Genomic DNA, 25,626 nt, shown 5'->3' with positions numbered 1-25,626 from the left:
TGGTTTAGTTCGGCAGCGACAGTGTCATCTTAGCAATGGCGTGCGGTGCAGACGCCTCCCCGACCGGGGGCGGATGATAGATAGAATGGCAGTTGTTGCGGTTTAGAAATTAATATGCAGGCTGAGTTCAATGGTTCTCGGAGCGGCAATGGCCGCCTGCGTCGGGTAAAAAATGTCTGCCCAGGGGACATACACTTCATTAAGCAGGTTGCGCACATTGAGATTCAACCGGGCATGTTCAAATTGGTAGGCTGCAAATAGGGTGACTGTCTCATAGCGAGTAAAGGTAACTGAATTTTGGAAGTTACCATAGCGATCGCTGACATGGCGTATACCGGCGCCTATTTCCAGTGGCCACCCGCCAATTTTATCCCAGCTGAACCAGGCATTGGCCACAATCTCAGGCACATTGGGCGGGGTATGACCGCTGGCATTGACACCAAAGTCCGGGTCGACAAAGGACTGGTAGCTGGCGTTGGTGTAGGCGATATTGCCACCCAGGCGCACATGTTTGGCTGGCTGACTGGTGATCGCCAGCTCCAGCCCGTATGCAACATGGGTGCCCGAATTACCGACCGTATCATGTGATGTCAGCAGCAGAATATTACGCCGCGTAATATCGTACCAGGCCAGAGTGAGCTCGCTCTGCCAGGCATTGAGTAAGGTTTTGATGCCGACTTCGTATTGGCGAATATCTGTGAAATCAAAGTTTTCGTTGGCATTGACCAGATAAATATTAGATCCCACCGGATCATGTCCGGTGCTCCAGTGGGCGTATACACTGAGTGCGTCGCTAAACTGATAGGTTGAGCCTAACTGATAGGCAAGTGGGGTGAAGGTGCGTGCAAAGCTCTCATCGGCAAGAAAGTTGCCTGAGACATCGTAGTTGTCCCGGACCAGCCGAATGTGGTCGCGACGCAGCCCGCCAAACAGACGCCAGTGCTCAGTGACTGACAAGGTATTGTTAAGGTACAGGGCCCATTGCCGGATATCGGTCGGACTGCTGTGTTTGTCCAAAACGCCGAACTGACCGGCCATTGGCGTGAGTAACGACACGCTGTCTCCGTCGGGAAATCCTCTTTCGCGGCTAAAGTCGGTGACTTTAAACTCTGCACCAAAGGCCAGCTGATGTGCCATAGTACCAAGCTGGTAGCGGTATACGCCTGCGAATTGATTGCCATAAAAGGTGTGATCGTGAAACACAAAAAAACGGTCCCGCTCAATCAATTCGGTGGCCGGGTTGAAGACATAGCTTTCTGCATTTTGCCAGGCGCGATCGGCCTTAAAGTGAAACAGCGTATTGCTCAGTGACAGTGTATCACTGGGCTGCCAGTCTGTGCGCAGGCGAGACCATAGGTGTTCTGAATCCGAGCGGCTATCTGCGACATTATAGTTGAGGTAGCGGGTCCGGTTATCCAGCACCTGGTCATTGGCGGTGGTGACTATGCCCGCAATAGGGTCTAAGGCAGCATGCGCTGGTACCAAAGGCGTGCCCCAGTATGCGGGGAGATCATCTTCGAGGTAATCAAAACTCAGCAGCCAGCTTAGCTTTGGGCTGGCCTGCCACAGTATGGATGAAGTTGCATTCAGAGAATGCGACGGGGTGTTGTCGACCCAGCCGTCTGACTGTGCTTTATTCACATCCAGCCGGGCGGCGCTGTTTGAGCTGACCGGCAGATGAAGGCCGACGCCCCATTCTCGCGTATCAAACCTAGATTGAGAGACAAAAACTTCTGTACTAACAGGGGCATCAAGCTGAGGTTTACGGGTGATCATGTTGATCACTCCTGACGCGGTGCCTTGGCCAAATTGCAGTGCGGCGGGCCCTTTGATAACTTCTATTTGTTGCAGGTTAAAGGTGTTGTGTGGCCGCATCGTCATGGACGCCGGGCCCAGTTTAATCCCATCCCGTACCACAGAGACGGAATCGCGAATAAAGCCTCGCATAGCGAAGCTGGAAGGCTCCGCGGGTGACTCGCCCGAGATAACGCCCACCAAATTTTCGACTGCACTGGTGACTGAAGTCAGACCGCGTGCGCGCATGGTTTTGCGCTCAATCACATCTATGCTGAACGGCAGCTCAAGTGCATTCAGGTTAAATGGATTAGCGCTGATGGGGGTAGTTTGCAGGTTCAGATCGCGTACCGCAGAGCCACTGAGCGTCACGTTGAGCAGCTCATCCAGGCTCATTTCAAATAACTCAGTCTCTTCAGCAGCCCGTATGCTGGCAGTGAACAGCCATATGCACAGTAATAAAAGCCAGTGGTAAACCTTCTGTGGATAGGTTGTTCGCATTTAGAATCATAATATTAAACGTGTATTTAGTCAGTGTAGCTCAGGATGTCAGGTTCGCCCGTGAAGCATTAGCAGAAGAGATAATTTGATGGAGGGTGAACACCGCAGATAAGTATGCGACATGGTTAATATTGCATGTCAGTCATTGCAGGTAAACGATAGAAGTTGCAAGCCAGGCTACCGGCTTGCAACTTATCATTGGCACAGAGTGCGAATTAGTTTTGATATCTATCTAGCCATTCACGGATCTTTCTGGCTTTTGTATAAGTTAATGTCATATGTGCTTCGTTATTACTTGGATAAGCAGCGACCTCATCCCAGTAATTTGCACTGCCTGCCAGCGCTGAGCGAGTTGAAACAAATGAATGCTTCTGGCCGATCGTCACATAAGGTGTGATTGGGTGTGACTGGCTGGCGATCAGGTTAGAAAAGACCTGATAGAAATCGGCGTAACCACCTGCAACGTTATCAACACTTGGTTTGGTGTAGACTTTAAAGTACTTGCTTCCACCATTGTACCATTTACGGTGCAATTTAAAGTGTGACGTCATAATAGCAGCAGGTGCACCCTGAGTGCGGCTTTGTGCTCCGTTGGTGATAGCCAGGGTTGGTACTGTTTGTACGTGGCCTAAACTTGCTAGCTTTGATAGTAAAGCACTGCGGTCTGATGACCCTGAAGGGGTGTCCATGATCAGTTCTTTAAAGGTTTTTGTGTTCAGCTTAGCGGTAATAGCTTCCAACTGACGACGTGCTTCACGGCAGTCACCGCTTAAACCACAAAGACTTGAATCGACTTTATCAAGTAGACGATTGGTGTTGTCCAGGATTGAGCGTGGGAAATTAGCGCCCAAGTGTGGTGCATCGAAGGAGATAAATGACGCGACATTATTGAGTGAACCGGTTTTTTCAATTTCACGCAATGCAAAGCGTGTTACAACGCCACCCATCGACAAGCCAACAAAAGAAGTCGAAGACACACCTGACTTGCTATTGATGACTTCTAGCAAACGTTTAACACCATCGGCGTTATATTCGATACCTTTGTCCTGATATCTGTAACGATAAAGAATGACATCGTAACCTGCACTTCTGAGGCTGCTCATCAGGCCACCACTGTTTACATCATTGTAAAAAGCCTGCTTAGTGTAGCTAGAGCCCGAAATATCTACGTGGTATGGCTGAACAACAACAACAGGTTTATTGAGTCGGTTGTCATTACCCATATATACATCGGCATAGCCATAGGAGTATCTTGGGTATTCAGTCCAAAGACGGCAGGTACGCTGTGGTGTAATCGCAAATTCCTGAGTGTCTGACTCAAGCGAAGCGCCTGCGGTGGGCTCTGGTTCGATACCCAGAGGGAGCTCTCCATCCCACCACTCACAAAATCTGTCCATCTCGGTCGAGTTTATATACCAAGTGCTGCTTGTGCTGCTGGTCGTCGACATGCGCTGGGCGGAAAGGGATTTAAACGGCGTAGTCAGACGTTCTGTCGTGGCGTTTTGAGTTTCTTTGCTGAACATGGAAATGGTATGTGATGAGTCAATTTTCAGACCATATTCATCCACTTCCTGGTTTTGTGCGAGTGCAGAGTTTGCAGAGATGGCTAGGAGTGCCATCGTGATTGTTTTTATTCTCATGTGTATTTCCTGTTTTTTCTAATAGTCCTGTATTAGGAATAGGTAATGTAATTATTTGTTATCACAAGATCAATACTTTGGTTTTTTGTGGTTTATTCATTGTTTTATTTTGTTAAATGGTGTGTTTGTGCATACGCATGGTTTTATAAACAGAGCATGGTTATATCCGATGAGCGCAAACGTCCCGTCATCTGGTCAATCGATGCAGAAGAAAGTTTGCTATTTACTGATAACTGAGTGAATATTTTTAAGTCAATCTGTGATGTGGAAATAAAAAATGATGCACGTGGCAGAAGTGTGCAAATGAGGTTGCTATGTTTTTATTTAACTTTATGTAACCAATGAATTTTAATGAAAGTAAATGATGCAAAAAAGTCATTGAAAAAAATGAGAGTAATTCTTTTTGATGAGTTGAAATGGTGTGTGGACCTTGATGAAACAAGGTCCGGCAGGACGAAAAATTAAAAGCGGTAACCTAAGTGGAGGCCAATTAATGCTTTGGACTCTACTTTTTCGGTGCCAAAGATATCGAGTATGTCAGCTCGATATTCCCGCTCGTCGGTGCGGCGAACCCCTACACTGGCACCAAATGTCCAACCCTCCTGAAGTGCGCCCTGTGAATAGTAGTGGTAATTGAGTGCGACAAACCCGTTTTCACTTGTTAAGGCCTCGCTGCCGGCAATGATGCCCAGCGTGTGTTTATTATCTTTGTCCAGGATGTACTCATAGCTTACGGCTGCGCCAATTAAGCCTGCGGAAATCGACAGGAGATGATCGTCATTGACTGCGTTGGTGTACTGAATGCCAGTTAAACCACCATAAGGGTATCCAGCACCAACACTGAGTTTGGCATGTGCAACGTTGATAAAGCTCACGGCTAAGAGTCCCAGTGTTAAATGGATTATTTTTTTCATTTTATTTTTATCCTTAGTTATGTAGAGGAGATGGGTTGTGAATACTTGCTCGCTGTTTGTTTAGTGGTCTACCCATATCGAGAGTTTGAATGGTGTAAGCGCATTACGTATGAGAACGTTTGTTTTTAATTTGGGCCTGTTGGTGTCGCACGTGACGCCCAATCTGGCAATTAAACTCACGCTCGAAGTGTATCAAAAAATAATTAATGTAGCGTATCAAAATGTAGCTATTTTGTTTTTGTCTTGAGTGAATATGTCTGGATTGAGCTTCTTTCAGTGTTAAACTCAAGGTTTTTTAAGATTAATATTTTACGCTCAATATCAGGCGTGTGAGCAATGCTGAACGATTGTCGCTGCTTGTGCTGTTATACCGGAAGTTTCAAAGTAAAACAGGCACCGCCCAGACGCGTTGAATCACTGACCTCGAGCTGGCCCTGGTGCCAATCGGCAATCCGCTGAGCAAGTGCCAGGCCCAGGCCAAATCCACGGTGAGTATGGTCGTCAGCATGCGCTCGGACAAAAGGCTTAAAAATATGTGCCTGCTGTGTACTAGGTACGCCCGAGCCATCATCATGCACTGCCAATGTGCAGAACCCTGGGCTGTGATTAAGTGTGACCACAATCTGGCCGTTTCCGTATTTGCTGGCGTTTTCCAGCAGGTTACTCAACAAGGTAGTCAAGTAAAATGGATCACCGATAACCTGTACGGCGTGTTCAGGTAAAGCCAGCTTGAGCGTTATATCCATGTCGTGCCAGGTGCGTGATACCTGTTTGACCAGTTGGCCAAGATCCAGCGGACGACGCTGTAGCTCTGCGATGCTTTGATCCATCCTTGCGTAGCTTAAGAGCTGATCGATCAGCGCGGACATGGTATCCAGATCGCGGTTGATCCTGGCTTCATAGTGACGCCGTTTGTCAGGGTCGGTGCTTTCCTCCAGGGTATCCATGCCGAGGCGGATCCGCGCCAGCGGTGTACGTAGTTCGTGTGACATGGCACCGCTGAGTAGTTTGACGTCCTGTACCAGGTATTCTATGCGTTCAGCCATGTGGTTAAAGTCCCGTTCCAGATCACGCAAATACATCACAGATCCAACCTGTAAGCGTTGTGACAGGTCGCCGGCACCGAAACGCTGGGCCGCCCGACGTAGTTTGAGCAGCCGCAGTAGAAAGGGCAGCAGCCAGATCAGGATCAGCGTCATCATCGCGGTATAAAACAGCCCTGTCAGCCACCAGGCCAGATCACTGCGCGACGTGACTTGATCGCTGCGGATGATCAACAAGTCTGCGGAGTTTGGCAAACGTTGCAGAAACAGTCTTTGTTGATCGGTTTCCAGCTGGATTTGTTCATTGGCTTGTAATTTGGTTTGCAGCGCAGCCGGAAGCGGGAACGCTGATGTCGGGACAATTTGAGGTTGCAGGAGCGACTGAGCAGGCCAGTTTGATAGCAAGGCATGGGGTGAATCTGTGGCAGCAACCAACGCATGTATGTCCCGGGCCAGCTGCGCCAGTTGCGTCTGAGGCGTGTGTTGCTGCTGAGCAGGTGTGAACGTCTGATAGAGATGGTCAAACAGCCAGCTGGTGGCGATGGAAATAACCACGACGGCCAGCAGGAGTGAGAGGGCAAAATGACGCATCACCAGGCTTCCCGAACCAACTGATAGCCCTGTCCCCAGACCGTTTTGATGCGAAAGGGCGCAACCGGGTTGTCACCGAGCTTTTTACGTAACCGTGAGATGCGCAGATCGATGGAGCGATCAAATCCATCGTATTCAAAACCACGCAGAGACTGGGTAAGGAAATCCCGGGTAACCAGCTCGCCGGCTGATTTTGCCAGCAGCCAGAGTAAATCAAACTCTTTGGATGACACGTCAATGGTCTCGCCCTGTAAGGTGACGGTGCGGGCGCTTTTGTCCACTAACAGGCCCTGTATCTCGATACGTTCTGTATTGCCAGGGGGATCTGGTTCAACACTGGTTGGGTTATGGCGGCGCAGCAGCGCACGGATCCGCGCGAGCAATACCCGTGCTCGCACCGGCTTGGTGAGATAGTCATCGGCGCCCATTTCCAGTCCCAGTACTTCGTCCATATCTTCATCCCGTGCGGTCAGCATCAGGATAGGTCCGCAATATTGGGGTCTGACTTGTTTACAGACGTCCAGCCCATCCAAGCCGGGCAGCATGCCATCGAGGATCACCAGATCCGGGTTCAAACTCAGGATCTGCTGCGGGGCCTCATCGCCGCGATGGCACAGGCTGACGGTAAAGGATTTTTCAGTTAGGTAGTCACAGATCCAGTGTGCCAGTTCATGGTCATCTTCAATGAGTAACAGGTGTGTATTTGGTATTGTCGTCATCAGAACATTCGCCATCTTACGCGTGTATTTTTACTTTTGTTATAAACCCAGGCATAGGTTAACTGAGCACTAGCCAGTGTTTTTTGCTGCGTATCTTGCAGGAAGAAATGCACATTTTGATTGAATTGAAGGTCCATCGTCATTGTGCCTTTCGCAGTGGTCTGCCAACATTTTAGTGGTTGTTCACGATTGGCATGTGTCAGACAGTAGTCGCCTGGCGAGCTCGCTTGCCAGTGGATGGTCAGTTCGCTGTGACAATACTCACCCTGATGCAGCGCGACACATTGCTGCGGACTGAGTGTCAGTGTTACGGGGGCGTTGGCAACAGCCTGGTTGTGGAAAAGTGTTATGCCAATAAGGGCTAAAGTAGAGATAAATTTACGCATGCTCGGCCCCTTAAAACACATAGCTGACAGACAGGCCCAATCCCAGCGCATTGCGACTGCGATTGTCACCTCGTGTCAGGTTGTTCTGTATGATCGGGCTATCGACAATGGCACTGGGGGTTTGGTAGTAGCGTAAAGAGGCATCAAACAGCCAGTTTTCAGTGAGAGGATAGGTCGCACCGAGGTGCAGGCTGTGTGATAAGCCACTGCCTGCAACGTACTTAGGTAACCCACTGATGCGGTTATTATTGTTATTTTCGGAGTTATTGACGCCGTAATAGTAGTTCAACATATCACCTGACAGATAATTAACCCGATAAGCACTGAATACATGCCAGTTTTTAATCGTCCAGTGTTTGCTGACTTGCGTACTCAGATAAACGCCCCGGTCATCACTCAGCTTAGGGGTGGCAATTAATTGAAATCGTAACCCTGACCAGATCCCACGAAAGCGAAGACCCAGGTAATTAGTCTGGTTTTTTGTAAAACGCAGCTCGGAACTATCCTCTAGAATGTACTTCGTATTGGTCGCTGAATGCGCCGATGAGGCCAAAAAATCCACATCCCAATGTTTATTGCGGTACAGGTTGTAGCCTACGCTGGTACTGCCAAGAATGTTATTGGGGCCTCCCGGGGCTTCAACAAACAGCCCGTTGTCCCATTCATAGGCGCCATTGATAAAGTAACCGAGGCCCACACCGGCATCGCCAAAAGGACCTTGTCCGGCAAAAGCGCCAACGCCAATTGCGGCAAACCCTTTACTATCGGTATGTTTTTCATTTGGTGATTCGGCTGCCTGTAGCGTCTGACTAATCAACCCGGCAACTAGCAGGCAACTTGCCAGGGGTCGTATCTTTACCTTGTTCATTCTTTTTATTCCTGTTGTCACATTTGATACGAACAGCTTAGCGAGTGGCTGTGAGCGAAGCCGTAACAGTCACCACCAAAATGTATCAAAGTGTAGCGCAGGTTATATAGAATTTAGGGACACACGTCCACCCCTCTAAATTACCATTCTGGATGAAAGTACACAGTAGGCAGCATTAACATCTTCTGCCGGGCTACGCAGCCGCCCGAGAAGTGCTATACCAGGACTTTCGACTCGGGCATTTCATTGCCAGTATGTCGGATGTGTAAGGTCAACCTTAGTGCGAGCCCCGGCGTCATTTGGTGGGCTGTTATCTGACCTTGTTGTGCTTTGACTAACTGAGCGACCAGGGCCAGACCAATCCCTGTTCCCTGTGTTGTGCGGGTCAGCTCATCTCCACCGCGATAAAACAGCTCAAACAGCTTATCGCATTGCTGTTGCGACACGCCCGGACCGTAATCACGGATCTCCAGGATCAGTTTGTCGTCTCTTTGTGCAGCACGTTGAAAGGTAATATCGAGTTGTCTGCGTGCGGGATCACTGATGCCCTCGGCACTAAAGAATTTGACGGAGTTTTCAACAATGTTTATCACCACCTGGGCAAAGGCATCCTGATCCACTAAAACGTCAACTTTCTCTGATAGCGGCGCTTCAACCACCATATTCAGGCGAAAGTCTTGTTTTTCTAGGAGGGTAGAGGTCTTGGAGCGAATGATATCGGCCAGCATGGCCAGCGGAGCATAGTCTGGTTTAACCTGAGGCAGCCCTGAGTGATCTTCCTGGTTCAGCCGGGTCAGCAACAGGATGTTGTCTATCAAGCGACTCAGGCGCTCGCTTTCACTGTGAATAAAGCCATAATAATCCTGCTGTGCTTCTTTGGAAACCACAGTACCAGCACGCAGCATTTCGGCATACATGCGGATGGCGGTAAGCGGTGTTTTGAGCTCATGGCTGACCGAAGACACAAAGTTCATTCTTTGCTCTGCCAGCGCAAGCTGTCTGACACTCAGCCGGTAAAACCCGTAACAGGCGCCCAAAATCGTGAGGACGAGCAACAGAGCAAACAGCGCGCTGTAAATCAGCGTCGGGCTCATGGGCAAGGTATGGGTGGTAAAGTGCAGTGTGTAATTGTTAAATGGCCAGCGCAGGGCACTGCTATGCAAGGGCTGTGCTCGCAGCTCTGCGGGAATGTCGGCCTCTGCCAGCCTGCGTACATTTGACTGGTCATGAGGCAGTAAGAAGTGCAGCTGCTCTGGCTGCGCGGTCATTGCGTTATACAATTTGTTGGAGCTGTTTGACCTATCTGCAACCAGCGTGAGTAGGATTGGGGTATCAAACTGACTTTGGCTCAGATATTCGCCAACAAGACTGAGTAAATAGGGGTCACGCCTGACCAGGTAACCTTGTAACTTACGCTCTGTACCGACTTTAGGCAGTCGATAGAAGATAAAGTAGCCGGGCACATCAAACCAGATCTGATACAAGCCATTTTCCTTGCTCAGCCCTGTCGCCAGCTTAGTTTGTAGCGCTGTTGATTTGGCCAGCGTCTGGTAAATGAACTTTGCCCGGTCGTAGCGTTGTTGTAGCTCGACAGAGCTGTGCTGTTGTTCTGATGCGGGATTCGAGAGCTCTTCGCCTGATAGCGGCTCCGGCCAGATTGGGCTATTGAACTGGCCTTGCGCATTAAACTGAAAATAACCGACCAGTCCCTGAATAGGGCGGGTCGCCGTTGGTCTGGCCGGATCCAGATGTGACAAAACAGAAGGTATTTGCAGCGTTTCTTCGGTGAGTGGGTTATAGACTGGCTGATAATAATCAAATGCCTCGACAGGCAGTGAACTGGACAGTAAGCGGCGTTTAAACATCTGGCGGTCAATTTGGGTTATCAGGCTACGGGCCTGTTCCTGATACTCGCTCAATTGATTCTGTTTAAGTTGTGCAAAGCCGAAGTAGAGCAAAATACTAAGCGGTATTAACAGGCACAATAAGAAGGCACAGGCCTGCCAACGCAGCTGCTGCTTGCGTTGTGCATAGGTCATAAGGTGTTTGTCTTTAAACCACATGGTGATGCCGTTATTGGATATACAGTTGATAACCTTCACCGCGATGGGTGACCAGGTGGCGCGGAGATTTCGGGTCTTGCTCTATTTTTTTTCGCAGTTTGGCGATGTGAATATCCACAGTACGCGTATCTATGTCCCCCACGGTTTTGTAGCCCCAGACCTGGTGTAATAGCTCATCACGGCTGACAGGCTTATTCTGGCGCAGCAGATAACTCAGTAAGCTGACCTCACGACGCGTGTATTTAACGTCCTGTTGGTATGATGTGCCGGTCAGTGATTGTGGGTTGATGCTGACGTCTTTGCTCAGAACCAGCTCTCCGTCATGCTGGTTCCAGCCCGAGCGACGTACCAGTGCGTTGACACGCAATACCAGTTCCGAGGTTGAAAAGGGTTTGGCTACATAATCATCGGCCCCCAGGCTCAGACCATTGATAATGTCCTGCTCGGTGCTTTTTGCGGTGAGCATTATGATGGGCTGAGTCGGTGCGGTTTTTCTGAGTGCTTCACAGACTGCAAAGCCGTTCATTGATGGCAGCATGACGTCTAATAAAATGCAGGCATAATCGCCCTGTTGGGCACGCTTAAGGCCTTGCGCTCCGTCTATTTCACTGTCAACTTCATAGCCATGAAAAACAAACAGGTCGGTCAGGCCACGTAAGATGGCCGGCTCATCTTCTACGATCAGTAGGGTAGGTTTCATCTTGTTATTATTTCCCTGTTTTGTGCTGGCCAGTTTAGCGTAAAGCTAGCGGGCCCGCCGCGAAAGTGCACGTAAACTTTTGTAAAACCTGCGCTGTTTTCTTTTACATAGTCAGCCTGTTTGGATGCCCTCCCGCACTCTAAAGTAGAGCTCATAGCCCTGTTTGAGGAAGCATCATGGACATAGTGAGAACCAATAAAAGCCCCCTGTGGAGTCGCAAAGCCAAAGTTATGAGCGTGATGGGATTGATTGTCGTGAGCAGTCTGACCCTGTTTTTTAACCACCATACTAGCGCGTCCAATCTGGTAGATAAAGCCCCCTTGTTGATCGATACGGTGCGCCGGGGCGAGTTAAAAGTGATGGTGCGTGGCAGTGGCGTCCTGGTTCCGGCGCAGATCCGTTGGATCACGACGCCGGTCGATGGTCGAGTCGAGCAAGTGTTTAAAAAAGCCGGCGCTGAAGTTAAACAGGGCGATGTGTTACTGCAGCTGAGCAATCCGGAACTGGAAGAAGCGCTGGCACAGGCACGCTGGGAGCTGCAGGCATTAGAAGCACAAACTCATGCCGAACAGGTTGCATTGGAGTCGACTTTACTGGATCAGGAAATTGCCGTTGTAGACGAAAAACTCAGTCTGGAGCGCGCTCAGCTGACTTTAGCGGCACAAGAAAAGCTGCTGGCGCAGGGGATAGTGGCGGTCTCTAAGATTGATTTTGAAGAGGTCAAGATCAATGTTGCTCAGTACCGCCAGCGTTTTGCGCTGGAACAGCAAAGGCTGCAAAAACGACGTATAAATCTGGCGGCACAACTGCGCGCCGGTGATGCGCGACTCAATAGCCTGCGCAAACGGGTCGCGCGGATTGAGCAGCAGGTCACTGGCCTGACTGTGGTTGCGACAATGGACAGCATAGTGCAGGCCATGCCGCTGGAGCCGGGGCAGCAGATTGGGGCGGGCAGTAATCTGGCTATGTTGGCCAGAAATGATCAGTTCTTTGCCGAGTTACGCATTCCTGAAAGCCAGATCAAAGACGTGCAGCTCGGCCAGACGGTGACTCTGGATACCCGTGCCAGTCAGATCACAGGCACGGTACAGCGTATTGATCCTGTGGTCAGTGACAGTGCGGTGTTGGTGGAGGTATCGCTCAGCGGGGAGCTGCCGAAAGAGGTACGCCCGGCGCTGAGTGTCGACGGGGTGATTGAGATCGCCACGATTGAGGACACCCTGTATGTGAAGCGGCCGGTGATGGCCAGTGGCTTTAGTCAGGCCAGCCTCTACTTGTTGGAGAGCTCTGGTGAACAGGCCCTTCGTCGACCACTGACATTTGGTCACATGTCCAGTCAGTACATTGAAATTGAACATGGCGCCGCTGAGGGCGAGCGGGTGATCCTCTCTGATACCTCACACTGGCAACACGCCGAAGTACGTTTCAAGCAGTCATTTGCTTCTTTGCAGTAATCACACTTTTAACGGAGTACACAGTATGTCACATCAACAACACAGCAGCGACCGTCTGGTGGAGCTAAGTCAGTTAAACAAAGTATTTGTCAGTGATGATGTCGAAACCTGGGCACTGAACAACATTAATCTTACTATCTCAAAAGGGGAATACCTGGCCATTACTGGTCCATCTGGTTGTGGTAAATCGACCTTACTCGCCCAGCTGGGCTTGCTGGATACGCCGAGCAATGGCACGTACTGGCTGGCCGGACACAATACCGCCCAGATCGATAAACATGAGCGAGCTCGGATCCGTAATAAGGAAATCGGCTTTATTTTTCAGGCGTTTAATTTAATCAGTGAGCTGAGTGTGGCTGACAATGTCGCCCTGCCGCTGAGTTATCGAGCGGATCTCAGTCGCGCAGAGCAGCATGAACGGGTCGCTGCGGCGCTGGAGCAGGTTGAAATGAGCCATCGAGCCAGCCATTACCCTGCTCAGCTGTCTGGGGGACAACAGCAGCGTGTCGCCATTGCCCGCGCTATTGCCGGCCAACCAGCCATTATTCTGGCTGATGAGCCCACAGGTAACCTTGACTCAAATAATGCCCGGATAGTGATGACGCTGCTTGACACGATCAATCACAATGGCGCAACCATTTGCATGGTGACGCATGATATGTCGTCGGCTTTGCGTACCGGGCGGATCATTGAAATGAAGGATGGTACCATCGTGTCTGACAGTCCGGCTAAAGCGTCCACAGCCATTGCGGTTTGAATTGCACCTGTTGAGAGGAATGCCTTATGTCTGCCTGGATCGATATTCGATATGCAGCCCGGCTGCTGCTTAAAAAGCCGTTATTCACCCTGACCACCACGGCGATTGTGACCGTGGGCCTGGCCCTGACTTTATATACCTTTACCCTGATGCAGCAATTGGTCTTTAAGCCACTGACACTAGACCAGGATATGCCCCTGATTGCCATTGCCGGTGAGTTTAAAGCCGCTCATGGGACGCGTCAGCGGGTTGATCCCTATCATCTTAATCAGGTCCAGGCCGACAGCATGTTGTTACAGAATATGAGTCTGTATGAGTCGGCTGTGCGCACTGTGGGCAGGCAGGGCAACGAAGCCATCTCCCATAAAGTACACCTCACTTATGCGCAATGGGATCTGTTTGAAGTCGCTGGCGTGCAGCCTCTGCTCGGTCGTAGCTTTAGCCCTTCAGATCAGCAAGATGGCGCGCAATCTGTGGTGGTGCTGAGTCATGATATCTGGCAGCGGGTGTTTGACGGTGATGAAACTATCATAGGCCGGATGATCCAGGTAGAAGCGATCCCCAAACAGGTGATCGGGGTGATGCCACCCGGGTTTGCCTTTCCAGCTCGGGCACAGGTGTGGCAAATCATGACGCAGACTCGCCTTGAGCCAGCTAACCCATCAAACCGGGGCGCTTTGCAGGCGGTTGCCCGGCTGAAGCCCGATGTGACTTTGACGCAGTTCCAGCACGAACTGGCCACACTGTTACAGCGTCAACTTCAAGCGTTACCACAGGAATTTGCCTGGCGTGCGGATGTGGCTGGGGGATATCTCCAGGCGATCCCGTTCAAACTCAGCGTCGATGTGTTGTATCAACATTACGCGATTTTAGTGGCGATGATCCTGGTGGTGCTGCTGATCTTAATGCTGACCTGTATCAATGTGGGTAACCTGTTACTGGCCCGGGTGAATGAACAGATCCGGGATGTGGCAATTCGGGTTGCGCTCGGAGTGCCACAGCATCGCCTGGTGTTACAAATGATGTGGGAAAGTACTCTGATTTGCTGTCTGGGTGGGTTGCTGGCGTTGGGGCTGGCACACTGGGGAATTGCCCTGACCAATCTGGCCTTTGAAGAGATATTTGCCATGAGTGGCGCACGGCCTTTCTGGTGGACGCTTAGTATCTCATCCGACGGGGTCTGGATGCTGATACTCGCTGTGGTGATGATGATAGTGATCACCGGGTTGATCCCGGCATGGCGAGCTTTGCAAGGCGATATTAATGGTATTTTACGTGATGGTACGCGGGGCGCGGTGAGTAAGCGAGCCGGGCGGGTCAATCAGGCACTGGTTGTCGCTGAGATTGCTTTATCTTGTGTGGTGTTGGCCATTGCGGCCATGTTATTGGGTAGCAGTCTGGCGGCGCAACAGGCCGATTATGGCGTGCAAACTGAGCAGCGTTTAACGGCATCGGTACGCCTGGCCTGGGGCAGCTATCGCTGGAACGGCGGTGCACCTGAGGCGAGAAAAAAACGCAATGATTTCTACTATGGGCTCAAAGCAAAGTTAGAGCAACATCCTCAGATCAACAGCGTGGCGTATTTTAGCAGTCTGCCGGGTACCGGAGGCGGGACCTCTCACTTTGAAATTCAGGGACGGGCGGAACCTGTGTTCAGTGACAATCCAATGTGGAATTTTGAGTTGGTTAGTCGGGATGCCTGGCGTACCGTAGGTATGCAGCTGCTTGAAGGGCGTGATTTTAACCTGAGCGACCTGGCTGTGGATAGTCGTGAATTGCGTGAACAAGGCTCTGTGGTGATCATTAATGCTGCCATGGCACGCGAGTTGTTTCCTGAGGGGAATGCTCTGGGCCAGCGCGTGAGAACACTCAATGGTGAAGGCTGGCACACCGAATGGCGCACCATTGTGGGGGTGGTGTCTGACAGTGTTCACGGTCCGACAACGGATGCAACCAGTGCCCGACATACCGGCTATGGGCTGATGGACCTAAGGCCCTGGCGAATGAACCTGGTGATGCACTACCGTGGCGAGCAATCACAGGCTATTGCCGCATTGCGTCAGGCCATTATTGATTTAGATGCCGATGCAACGGTACATGATATTCAAAGTTATCAAAGCCTTATTAAGCAGCCGCTATTGCTGATGGCAGCACTCAATCAGATATTTTTGGTTGGCGGGCTGGTGGCGTTGTTTTTAGCGGCCAGTGGTATTTATGCGATGGCAGCCAATAGTATTGCTTTACGCAGTCAGGAGATTGCCACGCGCCGTGCGCTCGGCGTACCGGAAGGGCAAGTCGTGCTTTTGTTTGTCAGGCAGGCACTGTGGCAGTTGGCAGTGGGCTTAACACTGGGGATAGGCGCGGCATTGTGGCTAAGCGCGCAGCTTGCCGGGGCCATGAACATCGACCCGAGCAGTTATGTTTGGGCGCTGCTCGGGATACCCGCGTTTATTGTGATGCTGGTGTTACTGGCAACCTTGCTGCCAGTTTCCCGGCAGCTCCAGGCGCCCCCCGCTGAGGCACTCAGGCAGAGTTAGAGAGGCACACTGGTGGACATGCCTGACTGGATACGGCACAGTACAGCTTTACTTTTTTCGTAATAAAAACGTATGCTTGCTAATTACATTCAGCGTGTTCACCATGTCGCGATTATTTGCTCAGATTATGCCGTATCAAAAGCGTTTTATACTGATGTGATAGGGTGTCGGGTCATTGCAGAGAATTATCAACCTGGGCGTGAGAGCTATAAGCTGGATTTGGCACTGCCTGATGGCACCCAGATTGAGCTGTTTCACTTTGCCTCGGCACCAGCACGGCCGAGTTACCCTGAAGCACAAGGGTTGCGCCATCTTGCTTTGTCCGTCACTAACATAGAATCTGCGCGTCATGCTCTCGTCGAGCAAGGGGTGAATTGTGAGCCCATTCGCCTTGACCCGTATACCCAACAACGCTTTTGCTTTTTTGCTGACCCGGATGGGTTACCATTGGAGTTGTATGAGGTGTTGGACGCCGCAGATACCCTTGAGTGATATGTCCTTGTTCTGATTTGTTCCTTTTATTAATCCATGTGATACCATCTTAGTCTCGTCATATCAGGAAGTAATAATATGAAAAAGCAAAGGTTATTCATTGGGTTATGTTTAGTCACATTGGCTGGTTGCCAAGTATCCCAGCCTGCGCCCTATGAGCAAGACAAAGCGCCCGAGGAGCGGCAGGAATACAATGGGGCTGAGGGGTTGGCTCAGGCACAGCGGGATCAGGTTTATCTGATGGATAAAGAGCTCAGGGATAAGTGTAATAACGCTAAGGTCGATCTGGCGGTGGCCAAAGGCGAAAAAAACGGTCCTGAAATTGCCAGACAAACTGACATCATTAAACAAACTTGCCGACAGTAACAGACATAAAAAGGCCGCAGTTTACTGCGGCCCTTGTTGTTACCAAATCTGGATTTGATTCAGCAGACCAGATCACTGGAACGAGGTTACTCGAACCAGATTACTGGAATGAAGTTAATCAAACCAGGTTACTGGAAACTCACACTCACTTCGTTTGAGCAGATATCACTTGACTGACAGATTTTGTAAGTGAAGCCGCTGACCGCCGGATCACGACCGAAATCTCGGAACTGACCTGAGTTATTTACTGTGCGTAATAGAGCACCATCGCGGTAGACATCAACCTGCTCAGCGCTACTGCCAGACCAGGAGAGTGATACCCGATAGAAGCCCAGGCGTGACTTATTAGTACGCACGACTTCCAGCGCAATATCATCTGAGCTGACGGTGACTTCCTGCGTGGTACTGTTGCTGTTACCTTCACTGTCAGTGACTGTGAGGGTCGCTGAGTAAGTGCCTGATGCTGTGTAGATATGAGTTGGGTTTGCATCTGCGCTGCTATTGCCATCACCGAAGTCCCACTGCCAGCTGACGATGTCATTGTTGGCATCGGTGCTGCTGTCAGTAAAGGCGACGCTCAGGCCATTTTTCTCAAAGCTGAAACCTGCCACAGGTGGCTGTGCAGACACTTCACCCAGACCGGTTAGTGTCAGCGTCCAGCTGTTCAGTGTGCCGGTATCTACACCGGCGTTATCCGATACATTCAGTGTCCAGTCACCACGTGCAGCTTCACCGTTGAAGGCCGCAGAATTGAAGGTCTCAACCAGATTATCAGCGCTACCACCGGCACGGTTGTGTAATGTCACTGAAGTACCCGCTGGAGAAGTCAGGGTCACCAGCAGATCGCCGATATAAGTGTGAGTGATATCCACCAGGGTGTTGCTGTCGAAAATGGTGATGTCGTCAGCAACCGTGATGACTGAGCTGATGCCTGTGGCGTCGTTGTCAGGAATATCAACTGCGGTTGTATTGTCATAGCTGAAGTCGCTCAGGCCTTGCGGCAATACAGACAGGTTAACAGATTTGCTGTCTGACAAATCGCCAGAGGTAGCGTTAACGGTGAAGCTGTAGTTGCCCCATTGAGTATCTGCAGTGGTAGGCACTGTTAGTGTCACTGTGTTACCCGGAGTGACAGTGCTTTGTGATAACACGGCGCCAGGTAGCGGGCTATCCAGGGCCAGTGCAATGTCGCCCTGCCAGTCGGCCACTGAAGTGAAGCTGAATTCATAGCTGGCAGTTTCACCTGCGGTGATCTCCTGGCCACCTGGCGTGACGCCCATTCTGAAGCCGGGTGCCGGATCTGCATCGATCAGGGCCTGATGTGCGTTCAGACGCGTACCGGCTACCGTTTTGCCATCCAGTGCTGCATTGGCATCACCGCTTTGCATCAGCAGGTTTTTCAGAGAAATTGCATCCAGTGTCGGGTCAATCGATAGAACTAACGCCGCAACACCGGCAACATGGGGGGTCGCCATTGACGTACCAGAGAAGCTGCTGTAGCCGCCGCCTGGTACAGTTGACAGAATAGCGCTACCAGGTGCACCCATGTCTACAGAAGCCAGGCCCCACTGTGAGAACGATGACATTGTGTCGTTGTCCGTGGTTGAAGCAATGGAGAAAACGCTGTCATGCTCATAGCTTGACGGGTAATGTGGGTTGCTGTCGTTATCAACTGCACCGTTACCGGCTGCGGCGACAAACAGGATATCCGCGTTTTCACTGGCGGTAATGGCATCGGCCAGTGTCTGGCTGAAACCACCGCCACCCCAGCTGTTGTTCAATACGCGGACGTTGTGACCCGCTTGCTTCAGCGATACCATGTAATCGATACATTCGATGGCATCTGAGGTTGACCCACTGCCCGAAGAGTTGAGGAACTTACAGCCAACGATTGAGACTTCCTGGTTTACCCCGACGACGCCGGTGGCATCGTTACCTGTTGCGCCTATGGTACCTGACACGTGTGTACCATGGCCCTGATCATCCATAGGATCGCCAGAACCTGTAATGGCATTCACACCGTAAATGTCATCAATGTAGCCATTGTTGTCGTTATCGATGCCGTCTCCCGGAATTTCCCCCGGGTTTTGCCACATGTTCGCCACCAGATCCGGGTGCGTATAGTCAACCCCTGTGTCGATAACCCCAACGATCACGTCACGTGAACCAATGCTGATATCCCAGGCTTCAGGGGCATCGATGTCGGCGTCTTCAACACCGCCAGTTTGTCCTGTGTTGTGCAGGCCCCAAAGCTCGTCAAAGCGTGCATCATCCGGAATGCCCAGTGCCTTCACCTGATAATCGGGCTCAACGTATTCTACTGCCGGGTGCTTCGCCAGCTTAGCAATGGCTTCTTTGCTACTGATCCCATCCAGTTTGAAGTTCGCCAGCCGGCCCGCCAAAACGTGCTTGTAACGATCATCGACTTCATCGGCGTTGTTGTCTGAGATTCGGGCTTTTACCAGGTTACGGGCTTGTGCTCTCAATGCGCTGGACGCATCCTGTTTGAAGACCACCATCACGCTGTTGTCATTGGTTTTTTCTGTTGCTGTGATTTGTACTGCAGCTTGTGCTGCGCCACTGAAAACTGGCAGTAATGCCATTGTTAAGGCAGAAAGTTTTAATTTCATCATTTGTCCTAGATATTTAGTTGAGTTATTGACCATGAGGCCATGGTGTGTGCTCGACTAAGTGGCATGATGTGTGATCCGCCAAGCCTTCAGGCTGGCGGTCGATAACTCGGTTTGGCAACTCAGGTCACGCTAAAACAGCCTGAATTAGGGATGCAATTTTAAAATGAGTTTACGTCGTTAAAATCCAACTTTTTTATAGGTGGGATGGGTTTTGCTCAGAATTAACCATACTTTTTTGTGATATTCTTGGCCTGTGGTTAACGATTCTTTAACTCATACTATTTTGTGAGATTACCGAGTATTAATATCGGTAAATCAATGTTTTTGTCTTTAACTTTATGAATTTTATAAAGTTATAAGATTCCAAATTATTTCTAATTTCCCTGATCGATACGAGACTCTAGAGTGACTACACGAGTCCGAAAAAATAACGTGCAAAACTGTCCAGCCAGAAGCAGGACTGCGGACTCAGGCTTTGATGGCTAAGCGAGTATGAACGTGACCCTGATTGATGACAGCGGCCCCATTGGGCTTTGGTTATAACAAGGGAAGCGGAAGATAACCCGGTTTAAACACAGTACCGCGTCTGCGTATAGGTCAGGAGTTGGCAACCTCCACTAAGGCGATACGCATATATAAAGACAATCACGCGGTGCGAGTTGAAGGAAATCATTGCGAAAACGATTAATAACTCTAAGGAGAACCAGGTGAAATTTTCAAAATCACTGACCTGCTGTGCAATTGCACTGGCTTTATCTGGTGCCAGCGTGGCACAGGCAGCTGACGCAGAAGCAAAAGCAGCTTCAACGTCTGAGTTGTCACAGTTAATCCAAATTGACAACACGGGAAACACACTTACGGTAACTCAGCGCTCTAATAGTGGCGCGGGTAATGTACTAACCAGTTCACAGCAAGGCGAGTCCAATGTCAGTGACTTGTCAGTTGCCGGAGATAGCAATAGCACCACAGTTGCACAGGCGGGCACAGGTAATCTGACCAAAGCAACCGTCGTGGGCGATGGCAATACGCAGGAATATAGTCAGGATGGCGAGAGCAATGGCGCACTGACGGAGCTCAACGGTAATGATAATAACTTAAACATCACTCAGCGCGGTGTAGGTTACCTTGGTATCAACAATGAAGTGACGAATACCATTAATGGTGATGGCAACCATATTCATGTTGAGCAAAGCAGTGGTGGCCATTGGTTCTACAATACTGACATGGAGGGTAACAATAACCAGGTTGTTGCTTCTCAGCTGGGCTCCTGGGGTGAAGTGAATATTGATCGCGTACAGGGCGATCAGAATAGCATTGAGGTCGATCAAAATGGTGTCTATAACGAGCTGAATCTGACTCTGCTGCAGGGTAATGACAATGACCTGGCACTCTCTCAGGAAGGGAACTACAACAAATTTACTATTGATGTGCTGACAGGCAACGATAACGAGCTGCGAGTTGAGCAAAGCGCGGGCAATAGTAATCGGGTTGATATGGCTGAACTGCAGGGTGAAAGCAATCGGGTTGACCTGGAGCAGGAAGGCAATGATAACCGCATGACGTCCACTCTGTTCAGCGGTGACAGCAACTATGTCACTGTGGCACAGCTGGGAGATAACAATCAGACTACGTTCGACGTAGTTGGCAATGACAACGACTTCGATGCGCAGCAGCGTGGTAACGACAACCAAGCTTATTTGGGTGCCGTGGGTGATGACAATGAGTACAGCACTTTGCAGCTGGGTGACAATAATGAACTACACATTGCGAAATTTAACAGCAATGGGAGTGAAGTCGGCGTTATCCAAAATGGTGATAATAACGAGGTTGTGCTGCAGTCATCGCATCCGGATAACACTCTAAGTAGTAACAATAACATGCTGAATGTTGCGCAAACAGGCGACAGTAACGGTGTATCCGTGACACTGGCCTCTGTGGCGGAAAGTGGGCTGAATCAGCTCGATTTGGTACAAAGTGGTGAGCTGAATGCCATCGACTTGATGCTTGAAGGCAGTGGCAATGACATCGCCATTGAACAAACCGGTGGTGCGAACTTCGTTGCTGGTGTTGGCTCAGGGGCGTTCGTGGTTAATGGCAGTGACAACAACATCCAGATTAATCAGGACGGCTTTGGCAACCTGGTTGAAGGCGGTGTGAGTGGTAATGGCCAGACTGTGAATATTACTCAGGTCGGTGACTATAACGTCGCGACTGTGACTCAGCAGTAATCAAAGTGGCCGCAAAACCAGGTGGTTTTGTGGCCAACGTTGTCGTTATGAAACATACACTATTTATTTTCGGTATTTTGCTTTTGAGCGTGATACCACATAGTCAAGGCGCCGATGAGGAGGTCGAGCTGGGAGGACTGGTGATTGACCAGAGTATCAGCCGTTTTGGCTATCAGTTTTATTTTGATTTTTCGCAGTTGTGGCGTGACGTACCCGCAACAGCAGGTGTAAATATCACCATTAAAGAAACCGTGTTGCCGCGCGCAGGTACGCGGTTACAGGTATTTATGAACAACCAGCTGGTCTATGCCACAGCGATGGGACGTCGCGGCGGGCCGTTAAAAGAGCGCGTCGAGGCAGCGTTATTTGCCATTATGGATGCCATGGCCAGCGCACAGCATCAACAACACTCTCCAGATTTAGCAACAAGCGGGTGGTAACAATGAAAACAACAATACTAGGTTGCTTGGGGGCACTATGCAGTTTGTCGCTGCATGCGACTGAATTGGTTTATAAGCCCATTAATCCGTCGTTTGGCGGCAACCCTCTCAATGCCAACATGCTATTAAATAAGGCACAGGCACAAAATAAACACCGTGCGCCAGTGATTGAAAAGTCTTACGGCGACCGGTTTCAGGAGTCGCTGGAGCGAACTTACCTGAATCGCATGGTCAGGGAAATTACTTCCACGGCTTTTGGTGATGAAGTTGAAGACAGTATTTTCGATAAAGACTCAACGTTTATGAGTGGGGATTATGAAATTCAGGTGATCACCAGTACACCGGATTCCATCACAGTACAGATCACCAACACACTGACGGGTGACATTACAACACTGGAAGTGCCGAGGTTTGGTTGATGAAGTACCTGAGTATTACCTGTTTTGTGCTACTGCTGAGTGCCTGTAGCAGTATCCCTGTATTGCCACCGCCCATGGCGAAAGCACAGCCGCTGGCAGCCACTGAGGTCTTCAGCGAGTTAAAAGCATTGCCAACGCCACGCGGCCCAATCCCGGTTTCTGTGTATTCATTTAGAGACCAGACCGGACAATATAAACCCCAGGAAAACGTCAGCTCATTTTCGACAGCAGTGACCCAAGGGGCCAATTCAATTCTGATGCAGGCGCTGCATGAAACGGATTGGTTCATTCCCATTGAACGTGAGGGACTGCAAAACCTGCTGACCGAGCGTAAGATCACCCGGGCGGCAATGCAGGACCAGGAAAATGCAAACAGCCTGCCACCACTGACGCATGCCAAGCTGATCTTTGAGGGGGGGATCATTAGTTATGATGCCAATATCAAAACCGGCGGTATGGGGATGGAGTACTTTGGGATTGGCGCATCTGAGCTATATCGCGAAGACACCATTAGCATTTACCTGCGCGCGGTGGATGTGCGTACGGGCCAGGTTTTGTTGTCGGTTGCGACCAGCAAAAAAGTGCTGTCAAAGGAAATGCGAGCAGGGTTCTTTCGTTATGTCAGCTATAAACGTCTGGCCGAAGCGGAAGCTGGATACAGTGAAAATGAGCCCATGCATATTTGTGTGACTCAGGCGATTGAAAAAGCCCTGACGTTGTTAGTGCATCAGGGCCTCGAAAAAGGTGTGTGGGCTGCTAAACCTGAGCAGCAGGCGGGTTAATTGGCCAGTCCACCGAAGGGGATGTGCTGCTGTGCCCAGTTGGCCAGCTCAATCCTATTGCGCGAGTTGGTCTTTTTAAACGCGCTGTAAATATGGGTTTTGACGGTATGACTACTGATATTCAGAGAATCAGCAATATCGTCGTTTTTGGCCCCATCAGCGAGTAATCTGATCACCGACTTTTCGCGTTTAGTGAGTGAGGCCAGCGTGATGTCTCTTTGCTCGTCTGATAGCCCCGGCAGTGCCTGCGGCAGGCGTTGCATCAGCGCGCTGAAGGCCAGCGAAATGGCCCCTCTGCCAAACCATAACTCGCCGCCCAGTACACGCTGAATGCCTTTGAACTGGCTTTCCGGCGAAGCGCCCTGATAGAGCACACCTTTGACATTGGCAAGCAGTGCGGTTTGTTCATCCAGGGTATCCGGGCAGGCATTAAATAATAAGACGCTGTGATGTTGTGCTAAAGCCCTGAGCTGCGCGCTGAGTAAATCGCGGCATTCGCGATGGCTGACATCGACCAGAAACAGCTGGTAGTGCGCTCTGTGCTCAGTGATTGGCAGGCGGGTATCGACCTTGATATTGTTACCGCAAGCCTCAAGCATTTTGACAAACATGAGGAAATCCTGACTTAGCGTGTTGGTCTTTTGGTCTGTCAGGACGAACAGAGCACCACGCGTTTGATTGTCTGAATACATCATTATATCGATTGTCCTTTTGTTGTTCCGTTAACCTAAATATACATATTTTTTACAAGATGTTTAGTACTTATTTTCAATTTTTGGAACTGACCGGATCTGTATGTCGTATTGGAACATTCCATTTGTCACAGTCACAGCAACGAGTGTGTGAGCGACTCTTATCTAAAGATGAAAGAAGCCATATTGAGTGTGTATTTGGTCGGGATGGCATGATGGGCAGGTGATCAGGCGACTATCCTGACCACCTTTCGAGGCGCAGGTTTATCGGTAGAGTGCACGCCAGGCACAGGTACGATAGCCATTACGCTCAAAGTAAAAACGGTTGCAATTGTCGTCGTAATTGTAGTTGCCAACATCGACCCGATAACCACTGATATAGGCGTTATGCAAAGAAATGAAGCGCCCGTTATATAACAGGGAAAAGTGTAAATGGGGTCCGCTGGACTGACCGCCCTGACACAGTGCTGTGTTGTAGTCATTGGCATATCGACCTAGCCAGGCTCCGGCATTGATCACATCACCGGTTTGATACTGAAGCGCATCCATGTGGTAATACTGTGTGGCATAGCCACTGGGGTGTGTAATCCGGATGTTACAGCGTGAATAACGTGTCACAGTTCCCCCATGCGCTGCCTGAACCCAGGGAGTATTTGACCCCCAGCCACCAGAGTCATTGTTGAAATCCAGCGATGAGTAGGGGTAGCCCGAGCCGGTATTGGAATGAGCACCGCCACTGTACCAGGCATAGCCTGACGGCCAGGGGAAATTAAGATAAAAATTATTACTGATGGTGGCGGATGCAACATCCGGCGTTGCTAAGCGAGCTGCGGGATTGAGTAACGCATCGCCAAAGTAGGATTGGTACCGTCCGGCCACCTGAGCAAGGGCTTTAGCATCATCCAGCACCGCACTCAATGCAAAGGTGGCGGGTGTGACTGTGAGCGCCTGACTGTGGACTTGGTCAGACACTGTATGCTGCACCCGATTGCGTTGCTGACCTTGCCACTGCTCGTAAGCATAGAAGTGCTGTGACAGTGTATGGGTGAGTGCTTCCAGTTGTGCTGAAAATCCGGATTGCGTCACCAACATACCGAAGGGTCTTTCAAATGCTTCAGGTGTCGGTGCGGAGAGCAGCTGACTGTGCTGTTCCATCAACGCGAGCAATAGCTTGGGGTTGATACTGGCATGACCCGCCCAGTGCAACAGGGTTTCCAATTGGTCCTGTAAATGTGGAGCATGAGTTGCCAGCGTGCTTTCCCAGTCTGTTTGCTGGAGTGTATTGCTGAACAGGAATTGCTGCGTGTCTATGTTGAGCAGGGGCGTGAGCGCATGTTTCGTCAGTGGGTTTGCGCTGATCTGAAAGGCTGTTTCATCATGATGCTGACCTTGCGCATGCACAGATATGTGGGCCAGTCCGGCCGCTAGTAACGCGTATTGTAGTGTTTTCATGTTGTATCCTTATTAAGGTGAGTGCACAGTCAGGTATATCCTTTTGTTTAATAAATGTACAATTTGAGTTTTTGCTCTGTAATTCGTTTTTGTTTCTTATTGTTTACATTTTTATTTCATTTATAGGGAGGTGGACTGGTTGCTGACAAGTATCA

21 protein-coding genes are annotated in these 25,626 nt (G+C 50.2%); 9 read left to right on the top strand and 12 right to left on the bottom strand.

Annotation, left to right across the window (positions count from 1 at the left end; translation table 11 throughout):
• Nucleotides 1-102 precede the first annotated feature (102 nt).
• The 9 genes from CWC22_RS16450 to CWC22_RS16410 all read right to left on the bottom strand — a co-directional run bounded on the left by CWC22_RS16450 (nt 103) and on the right by CWC22_RS16410 (nt 11,219).
• Nucleotides 103-2,295, bottom strand: a complete 2,193-nt coding sequence (locus tag CWC22_RS16450) for a TonB-dependent receptor (protein WP_138538701.1) — start codon at nt 2,293-2,295, stop codon at nt 103-105.
• 215 nt (nt 2,296-2,510) lie between these two features.
• On the bottom strand, nt 2,511-3,935 hold the full coding sequence (locus CWC22_RS16445; protein ID WP_138538702.1) for an esterase/lipase family protein: 1,425 nt from the start codon (nt 3,933-3,935) through the stop codon (nt 2,511-2,513).
• A 461-nt stretch (nt 3,936-4,396) separates the two neighbouring features.
• Entirely contained in the window at nt 4,397-4,849 is a 453-nt protein-coding gene (locus CWC22_RS16440) for a hypothetical protein (protein ID WP_125560840.1), read from the bottom strand.
• A gap of 365 nt (nt 4,850-5,214) precedes the next feature.
• On the bottom strand, nt 5,215-6,483 hold the full coding sequence (locus tag CWC22_RS16435; RefSeq protein WP_138538703.1) for a sensor histidine kinase: 1,269 nt from the start codon (nt 6,481-6,483) through the stop codon (nt 5,215-5,217).
• Nucleotides 6,483-7,202 carry a winged helix-turn-helix domain-containing protein gene (locus tag CWC22_RS16430; protein ID WP_138538704.1) on the bottom strand — a complete coding sequence of 240 codons (720 nt, stop codon included), beginning with the start codon at nt 7,200-7,202 and terminating at the stop codon, nt 6,483-6,485. Before CWC22_RS16430 ends, CWC22_RS16435 begins: the two co-directional genes overlap by 1 nt.
• Nucleotides 7,202-7,588: a DUF3019 domain-containing protein gene (locus CWC22_RS16425; RefSeq protein WP_171045088.1), complete on the bottom strand. Its 387-nt coding sequence runs from the start codon at nt 7,586-7,588 to the stop codon at nt 7,202-7,204. Before CWC22_RS16425 ends, CWC22_RS16430 begins: the two co-directional genes overlap by 1 nt.
• Nucleotides 7,589-7,598: 10 nt before the next feature.
• Nucleotides 7,599-8,456, bottom strand: coding sequence for a MipA/OmpV family protein (locus tag CWC22_RS16420; protein WP_138538706.1), 858 nt, complete (start codon nt 8,454-8,456; stop codon nt 7,599-7,601).
• Nucleotides 8,457-8,671: 215 nt separating this feature from the next.
• Nucleotides 8,672-10,519 carry a sensor histidine kinase gene (locus CWC22_RS16415; RefSeq protein WP_138538707.1) on the bottom strand — a complete coding sequence of 616 codons (1,848 nt, stop codon included), beginning with the start codon at nt 10,517-10,519 and terminating at the stop codon, nt 8,672-8,674.
• Between the two features lie 10 nt (nt 10,520-10,529).
• Nucleotides 10,530-11,219 carry a response regulator transcription factor gene (locus CWC22_RS16410; protein ID WP_125560828.1) on the bottom strand — a complete coding sequence of 230 codons (690 nt, stop codon included), beginning with the start codon at nt 11,217-11,219 and terminating at the stop codon, nt 10,530-10,532.
• Nucleotides 11,220-11,395: 176 nt separating this feature from the next.
• On the opposite strand from CWC22_RS16410, the gene CWC22_RS16405 reads away from it, so the two are divergent.
• The 5 genes from CWC22_RS16405 to CWC22_RS16385 all read left to right on the top strand — a co-directional run bounded on the left by CWC22_RS16405 (nt 11,396) and on the right by CWC22_RS16385 (nt 16,825).
• Nucleotides 11,396-12,673, top strand: coding sequence for an HlyD family secretion protein (locus CWC22_RS16405; RefSeq protein ID WP_138538708.1), 1,278 nt, complete (start codon nt 11,396-11,398; stop codon nt 12,671-12,673).
• 25 nt (nt 12,674-12,698) lie between these two features.
• A complete protein-coding gene (locus tag CWC22_RS16400) occupies nt 12,699-13,430 on the top strand; it encodes an ABC transporter ATP-binding protein (protein WP_138538709.1) in 732 nt (243 codons plus the stop codon).
• Between the two features lie 26 nt (nt 13,431-13,456).
• Nucleotides 13,457-15,967: an ABC transporter permease gene (locus CWC22_RS16395; protein ID WP_138538710.1), complete on the top strand. Its 2,511-nt coding sequence runs from the start codon at nt 13,457-13,459 to the stop codon at nt 15,965-15,967.
• 72 nt (nt 15,968-16,039) lie between these two features.
• Nucleotides 16,040-16,459 (top strand): VOC family protein, encoded by a 420-nt coding sequence (locus tag CWC22_RS16390; protein WP_138538711.1) that lies wholly within the window; start codon nt 16,040-16,042, stop codon nt 16,457-16,459.
• Between the two features lie 78 nt (nt 16,460-16,537).
• Nucleotides 16,538-16,825, top strand: coding sequence for a hypothetical protein (locus CWC22_RS16385; protein WP_125560818.1), 288 nt, complete (start codon nt 16,538-16,540; stop codon nt 16,823-16,825).
• A gap of 128 nt (nt 16,826-16,953) precedes the next feature.
• On the opposite strand, the gene CWC22_RS16380 is transcribed toward CWC22_RS16385, so the two are convergent.
• Nucleotides 16,954-19,455 (bottom strand): S8 family serine peptidase, encoded by a 2,502-nt coding sequence (locus CWC22_RS16380; protein ID WP_138538712.1) that lies wholly within the window; start codon nt 19,453-19,455, stop codon nt 16,954-16,956.
• A gap of 710 nt (nt 19,456-20,165) precedes the next feature.
• Between CWC22_RS16380 and CWC22_RS16375 the strand changes: the two genes are divergently transcribed.
• From CWC22_RS16375 to CWC22_RS16360, 4 genes are read left to right on the top strand one after another with little or no spacing between them, the layout of a single operon-like run.
• Nucleotides 20,166-21,686, top strand: coding sequence for a curlin (locus tag CWC22_RS16375; RefSeq protein WP_138538713.1), 1,521 nt, complete (start codon nt 20,166-20,168; stop codon nt 21,684-21,686).
• 47 nt (nt 21,687-21,733) lie between these two features.
• Complete coding sequence (locus tag CWC22_RS16370) at nt 21,734-22,126, top strand: curli production assembly/transport protein CsgE (protein ID WP_228553281.1); 393 nt, start codon at nt 21,734-21,736, stop codon at nt 22,124-22,126.
• Between the two features lie 2 nt (nt 22,127-22,128).
• Nucleotides 22,129-22,545, top strand: coding sequence for a curli assembly protein CsgF (locus CWC22_RS16365; protein WP_010383926.1), 417 nt, complete (start codon nt 22,129-22,131; stop codon nt 22,543-22,545).
• Complete coding sequence (locus tag CWC22_RS16360) at nt 22,545-23,327, top strand: CsgG/HfaB family protein (RefSeq protein ID WP_125560812.1); 783 nt, start codon at nt 22,545-22,547, stop codon at nt 23,325-23,327. The genes CWC22_RS16365 and CWC22_RS16360 overlap by 1 nt, the downstream gene beginning before the upstream one ends.
• On the opposite strand, the gene CWC22_RS16355 is transcribed toward CWC22_RS16360, so the two are convergent.
• Together CWC22_RS16355 and CWC22_RS16350 are read right to left on the bottom strand one after the other, a co-directional pair.
• Nucleotides 23,324-24,022 carry a helix-turn-helix transcriptional regulator gene (locus tag CWC22_RS16355; RefSeq protein ID WP_125560810.1) on the bottom strand — a complete coding sequence of 233 codons (699 nt, stop codon included), beginning with the start codon at nt 24,020-24,022 and terminating at the stop codon, nt 23,324-23,326. The genes CWC22_RS16360 and CWC22_RS16355 overlap by 4 nt on opposite strands.
• A gap of 261 nt (nt 24,023-24,283) precedes the next feature.
• Nucleotides 24,284-25,471, bottom strand: coding sequence for a M23 family metallopeptidase (locus tag CWC22_RS16350; RefSeq protein WP_138538714.1), 1,188 nt, complete (start codon nt 25,469-25,471; stop codon nt 24,284-24,286).
• Nucleotides 25,472-25,626 lie beyond the last annotated feature (155 nt).

The sequence above is a fragment of the Pseudoalteromonas rubra genome (genome assembly GCF_005886805.2).
Taxonomy (GTDB): domain Bacteria; phylum Pseudomonadota; class Gammaproteobacteria; order Enterobacterales; family Alteromonadaceae; genus Pseudoalteromonas; species Pseudoalteromonas rubra_D.
Note: the sequence above shows the minus strand (reverse complement) of the source record. Positions and strands in the feature narration are given on the sequence as shown.

Bases quoted from the DNA above. Each gene is read 5' to 3' on its own strand.
- CWC22_RS16405 (WP_138538708.1), top strand. From the start codon at position 11,396: ATGGACATAGTGAGAACCAATAAAAGCCCCCTGTGGAGTCGCAAAGCC.
- CWC22_RS16435 (WP_138538703.1), bottom strand. From the start codon at position 6,483: ATGCGTCATTTTGCCCTCTCACTCCTGCTGGCCGTCGTGGTTATTTCC.
- CWC22_RS16350 (WP_138538714.1), bottom strand. From the start codon at position 25,471: ATGAAAACACTACAATACGCGTTACTAGCGGCCGGACTGGCCCACATA.
- CWC22_RS16425 (WP_171045088.1), bottom strand. From the start codon at position 7,588: ATGCGTAAATTTATCTCTACTTTAGCCCTTATTGGCATAACACTTTTC.
- CWC22_RS16450 (WP_138538701.1), bottom strand. From the start codon at position 2,295: ATGCGAACAACCTATCCACAGAAGGTTTACCACTGGCTTTTATTACTG.
- CWC22_RS16430 (WP_138538704.1), bottom strand. From the start codon at position 7,202: ATGACGACAATACCAAATACACACCTGTTACTCATTGAAGATGACCAT.
- CWC22_RS16355 (WP_125560810.1), bottom strand. From the start codon at position 24,022: ATGATGTATTCAGACAATCAAACGCGTGGTGCTCTGTTCGTCCTGACA.
- CWC22_RS16385 (WP_125560818.1), top strand. From the start codon at position 16,538: ATGAAAAAGCAAAGGTTATTCATTGGGTTATGTTTAGTCACATTGGCT.
- CWC22_RS16440 (WP_125560840.1), bottom strand. From the start codon at position 4,849: ATGAAAAAAATAATCCATTTAACACTGGGACTCTTAGCCGTGAGCTTT.
- CWC22_RS16445 (WP_138538702.1), bottom strand. From the start codon at position 3,935: ATGAGAATAAAAACAATCACGATGGCACTCCTAGCCATCTCTGCAAAC.
- CWC22_RS16390 (WP_138538711.1), top strand. From the start codon at position 16,040: ATGCTTGCTAATTACATTCAGCGTGTTCACCATGTCGCGATTATTTGC.
- CWC22_RS16365 (WP_010383926.1), top strand. From the start codon at position 22,129: ATGAAAACAACAATACTAGGTTGCTTGGGGGCACTATGCAGTTTGTCG.
- CWC22_RS16370 (WP_228553281.1), top strand. From the start codon at position 21,734: ATGAAACATACACTATTTATTTTCGGTATTTTGCTTTTGAGCGTGATA.
- CWC22_RS16415 (WP_138538707.1), bottom strand. From the start codon at position 10,519: ATGTGGTTTAAAGACAAACACCTTATGACCTATGCACAACGCAAGCAG.
- CWC22_RS16400 (WP_138538709.1), top strand. From the start codon at position 12,699: ATGTCACATCAACAACACAGCAGCGACCGTCTGGTGGAGCTAAGTCAG.
- CWC22_RS16380 (WP_138538712.1), bottom strand. From the start codon at position 19,455: ATGAAATTAAAACTTTCTGCCTTAACAATGGCATTACTGCCAGTTTTC.
- CWC22_RS16360 (WP_125560812.1), top strand. From the start codon at position 22,545: ATGAAGTACCTGAGTATTACCTGTTTTGTGCTACTGCTGAGTGCCTGT.
- CWC22_RS16410 (WP_125560828.1), bottom strand. From the start codon at position 11,219: ATGAAACCTACCCTACTGATCGTAGAAGATGAGCCGGCCATCTTACGT.
- CWC22_RS16395 (WP_138538710.1), top strand. From the start codon at position 13,457: ATGTCTGCCTGGATCGATATTCGATATGCAGCCCGGCTGCTGCTTAAA.
- CWC22_RS16420 (WP_138538706.1), bottom strand. From the start codon at position 8,456: ATGAACAAGGTAAAGATACGACCCCTGGCAAGTTGCCTGCTAGTTGCC.